The organism is Hamadaea sp. NPDC051192, assembly GCF_040682475.1.
Lineage (GTDB): Bacteria > Actinomycetota > Actinomycetes > Mycobacteriales > Micromonosporaceae > Hamadaea > Hamadaea flava.
The window spans coordinates 1-3,295 of sequence record NZ_JBFBAZ010000278.1 but is presented as its reverse complement, the minus strand read 5'-3'; the positions used below and the strand labels follow the sequence as shown (position 1 = coordinate 3,295).

At 68.1% G+C, this 3,295-nt stretch carries 5 protein-coding genes; 3 read left to right on the top strand and 2 right to left on the bottom strand.

Features of this window, described 5'->3' with window-relative positions; genetic code table 11:
• The first annotated feature begins 206 nt into the window (after positions 1-206).
• Positions 207-1,292, top strand: coding sequence for a redox-regulated ATPase YchF (gene ychF, locus AB0M47_RS42480; protein WP_363424662.1), 1,086 nt, complete (start codon positions 207-209; stop codon positions 1,290-1,292).
• 7 nt (positions 1,293-1,299) lie between these two features.
• Here ychF and AB0M47_RS42475 read toward each other — a convergent pair whose 3' ends face one another.
• Positions 1,300-1,818, bottom strand: a complete 519-nt coding sequence (locus tag AB0M47_RS42475; protein WP_363424659.1) for an HNH endonuclease signature motif containing protein — start codon at positions 1,816-1,818, stop codon at positions 1,300-1,302.
• 88 nt (positions 1,819-1,906) lie between these two features.
• On the opposite strand from AB0M47_RS42475, the gene AB0M47_RS42470 reads away from it, so the two are divergent.
• Complete coding sequence (locus tag AB0M47_RS42470; protein WP_363424656.1) at positions 1,907-2,269, top strand: hypothetical protein; 363 nt, start codon at positions 1,907-1,909, stop codon at positions 2,267-2,269.
• Here AB0M47_RS42470 and AB0M47_RS42465 read toward each other — a convergent pair.
• Positions 2,256-2,561 carry a 4a-hydroxytetrahydrobiopterin dehydratase gene (locus tag AB0M47_RS42465; RefSeq protein ID WP_363424653.1) on the bottom strand — a complete coding sequence of 102 codons (306 nt, stop codon included), beginning with the start codon at positions 2,559-2,561 and terminating at the stop codon, positions 2,256-2,258. The genes AB0M47_RS42470 and AB0M47_RS42465 overlap by 14 nt on opposite strands.
• Positions 2,562-2,763: 202 nt before the next feature.
• Between AB0M47_RS42465 and AB0M47_RS42460 the strand changes: the two genes are divergently transcribed.
• Positions 2,764-3,150, top strand: a complete 387-nt coding sequence (locus AB0M47_RS42460; RefSeq protein WP_253757928.1) for a (deoxy)nucleoside triphosphate pyrophosphohydrolase — start codon at positions 2,764-2,766, stop codon at positions 3,148-3,150.
• The last annotated feature ends 145 nt before the right edge of the window (positions 3,151-3,295 follow it).

Here is a 3,295-nt window from a genome sequence, read left to right as displayed (position 1 = left end):
CGCCCGGTCGCTCTCCCCGCGCCCGGTCGCTCTCCCCGCGCCCGGTCGCTCTCCCCGCGCCCGGTCGCTCTCCCCGCGCCCGGTCGCTCTCCCCGTGTCGGTCGCTCTCCCCGTTGATCATGGAGTTAACTGTGGTCTCAACGGTGTGTCGGGACCGGAAACACCATGATCAACGGGGTGGGTCGGGGTGCCCGTACACTTGCCGGGTGAGTCTCACCATCGGCATCGTCGGCCTGCCCAACGTCGGCAAGAGCACCCTTTTCAACGCGCTCACCAGCAACGACGTGCTCGCCGCGAACTACCCGTTCGCGACCATCGAGCCCAACGTCGGCGTGGTCGGCCTGCCCGACGCCCGGCTGGACCGGCTGTCGGAGATCTTCGACTCACAGCGCATCGTCCCCGCCCCGGTCTCCTTCGTCGACATCGCCGGCCTCGTCCGGGGTGCGTCCAAGGGGCAGGGCCGTGGCAACGCGTTCCTCGCCAACATCCGCGACGCGAGCGCGATCTGCCAGGTCGTCCGGGCCTTCAGCGACCCGAACGTCGTCCACGTCGACGGCAAGGTCTCCCCGCGTGACGACATCGAGACGATCAACACCGAGCTGATCCTCGCTGACCTCGGGACCGTCGAGAAGGCGTTGCCGCGGCTGGAGAAGGAAGCCAAGACGCGCAAGGAGCGGGCCGGGGCGTACGCCGCCGCCAAGGCCGCCCACGAGCTGCTCAACGGCGGCACCACGATCTTCGAAGGCGCGGCCAAGGCCGGGATCGACGTCGACGAGCTGCAGGAACTGCACCTGCTCACCGCCAAGCCGTTCCTCTACGTCTTCAACGTCGACGAAGCCGAACTGGCCAACGAGGCGTTCCTCGACGAGCTGCGGGCCCTGGTCGCCCCGGCCGAGGCGGTCTTCATGGACGCCAAGATCGAATCCGAGCTGATCGGCCTCGACGACGCGGAGAAGCGCGAACTGCTCTCCGCGATCGGCCAGGACGAGCCGGGCCTCAACCAGCTGATCCGAGTCGGCTTCCGGACCCTCGGCCTGCAGACCTACCTGACCGCCGGCCCGAAGGAATCCCGCGCCTGGACCGTCCCGATCGGGGCGACCGCACCTGAGGCGGCCGGCGTGATTCACACCGACTTCCAGCGCGGCTTCATCAAGGCCGAGGTCGTCTCCTTCACCGACCTCGACGCGGCGGGTTCGATGGCCGCGGCGAAGGCGGCCGGTAAGGTGCGTATCGAAGGCAAGGAGTACGTCATGGCGGACGGCGACGTCGTGGAGTTCCGCTTCAACGTCTGACCCGGCGTCAGATTGGCGTGGGTCCCGACGGCGGCTCGGCGACGAGACCGGCGGGACTCACCGACATGGGGGTATGAAGCCCCGCGATGTATGGCCGTGACGCGACCAGACCGAACTCCACCAAGGCCCGGGTCTGGCGGTCGGAGAGCTCGTAGAGTCGCTCAAGCACGATTCGAAGCTCGGTCACATCAGGCCGGTACGCGTACTCGTCGATGTAATCGGTGATCGCCTGCCGGCGGCGCGTGTCGAGCTTCGGGTGGATTGTCCATGCCTTGCTGGACTTGATGTCATTGCATGCCTTGCAGGCGGGGACGATGTTGCCCCAGGCGTGGAGTCCGGCATCCTTCCGGTTCATCGGGACCAGATGCTCCTCGACCAGCGGTCCCACCGATCCGCAGTACGCGCACGCATCCCCGAACCGCGCCCTCAAGGAAGGCGTGAGCTGCCGGAACGGCTGGTGGCCCCGGTTGATGTCGTACTGGCGTCCCGCATCCTGCAGGAACAGTCGCACGATGCGGTTCGGCACGTCGGAGTAACTCCGGAGAGGCATGTCCCATGCGTACCATGCCTCCGCGCGCTTTCGCGATGTCGTGTACCCGGTCCAGACTCGAGGAATGGACGAGTCTTGGACTGAGGCGCTGGCCCGCGCTCAGGCGGAGGACGCGTACGCGGAGGGGCGCTGGCCTAGCTGCGAGGGCGCGGTGCACGCCGCGTACGCGACGGCGCTCGTTCGCTTTCACCCGTTCTGGAGCATGCTGCGGCTGTGCTTCTCGACCGAGCCGATTCCCGGCGGCGAGATCGTGCCGGTCTCGATCGGCTGCGTCGGCGGGCCGCCGCAATACCTGACCTGGTGGGGTCATCCTTACGAGTGGCCTGCGGAGAAAGCGCTGCTGACGGAGTCCGCGACAGAGGCCGCCGAAATGGCCGCGCTGCTGGCCGCCGTCTGGGCGGACCAGCGCGAGGCTAGCGGTTCGTGATCTCGCCGTACGCCGCCTCGATCCGGGCGGCCAACGAGACTTCGTTCGGGGTGAGAGTGCCGCTGTCGGGCGTACAGAGCTGGATCTGGGTATGCCCGTCGAGACGCCTGACCTGTGCGCGAACTTCGGCCGCGTCCGCGTATACCGTGATGTGCTCGGCGAGTTCACGGTGTTGCGAGTCGTCGAGGGTGAGCGTGCGACGCAACCCGCGCAGGTCTCGTGTCCAGCCCGTGAGCTGCGACAAGGCATCGGTCAGGTAGTCGGTCTGGTCCCGCCGCCAGACTGCTCCCATGGGCCCCCACCTCCAGGCGTCGTTGCCGGCTTGTGGCCATCTCGTCGCCCCGTTGTAATGAATGGTCACCAACAGTCTTCCCAGAAACGCGCTGCTGTGTCCACGGCCACATTTCCGACTTCCGGCCTGCTAAGGGACAAGATGAGTACCCCGAACGGCCATTTCTTCTGGCACTCTGTCCGCCGTGGCAGTGGATCACCCCATGAGGATCATCGTCGGCGCCGCGATCATCGAGGATGGGCGCGTGCTCGCGTGCGAGCGTTCGGACCCGCCGGAGACGGCCGGCCGATGGGAGTTTCCAGGCGGCAAGGTCGAGCCGGGCGAGGCCGAGATCGACGCGCTGGTCCGGGAGTGCGAGGAGGAGCTCGGCGTACGCGTCCGGGTCGGTGAGCGGGTCGGCGGGGACGTGCCGATGGCCAACGGCCGGTCGGTGCTGCGCGTCTACACCGCGGTGCTGCTGGACGGCGACCGGCCGCAGGCGCTGGAGCACGCGCAGTTGCGCTGGCTGGCCGTCGACGAGCTGGGCGAGGTGCCCTGGCTGCCCGCCGACGCGCCGATCGTCGCCGCCCTGCCGACCTTCCTCACCTAGACCGCCCGGCGCCTCGCCTCGCGCCCGGCGCCTCGCCTCGCGCGGTGCCCCGCCCCACGCCCCGCGCCACCAACCGAAACACCCCGTTGATCATGGAGTTCTCACCCTCGACACGCCGTCGAGACAGCAGTTAACTCCATGATCA

Excerpts from the sequence above, each read along its gene's own strand:
- AB0M47_RS42470 (WP_363424656.1), top strand. The coding sequence starts at position 1,907 with ATGGACGAGTCTTGGACTGAGGCGCTGGCCCGCGCTCAGGCGGAGGAC.
- AB0M47_RS42465 (WP_363424653.1), bottom strand. The coding sequence starts at position 2,561 with ATGGGAGCAGTCTGGCGGCGGGACCAGACCGACTACCTGACCGATGCC.
- AB0M47_RS42460 (WP_253757928.1), top strand. The coding sequence starts at position 2,764 with ATGAGGATCATCGTCGGCGCCGCGATCATCGAGGATGGGCGCGTGCTC.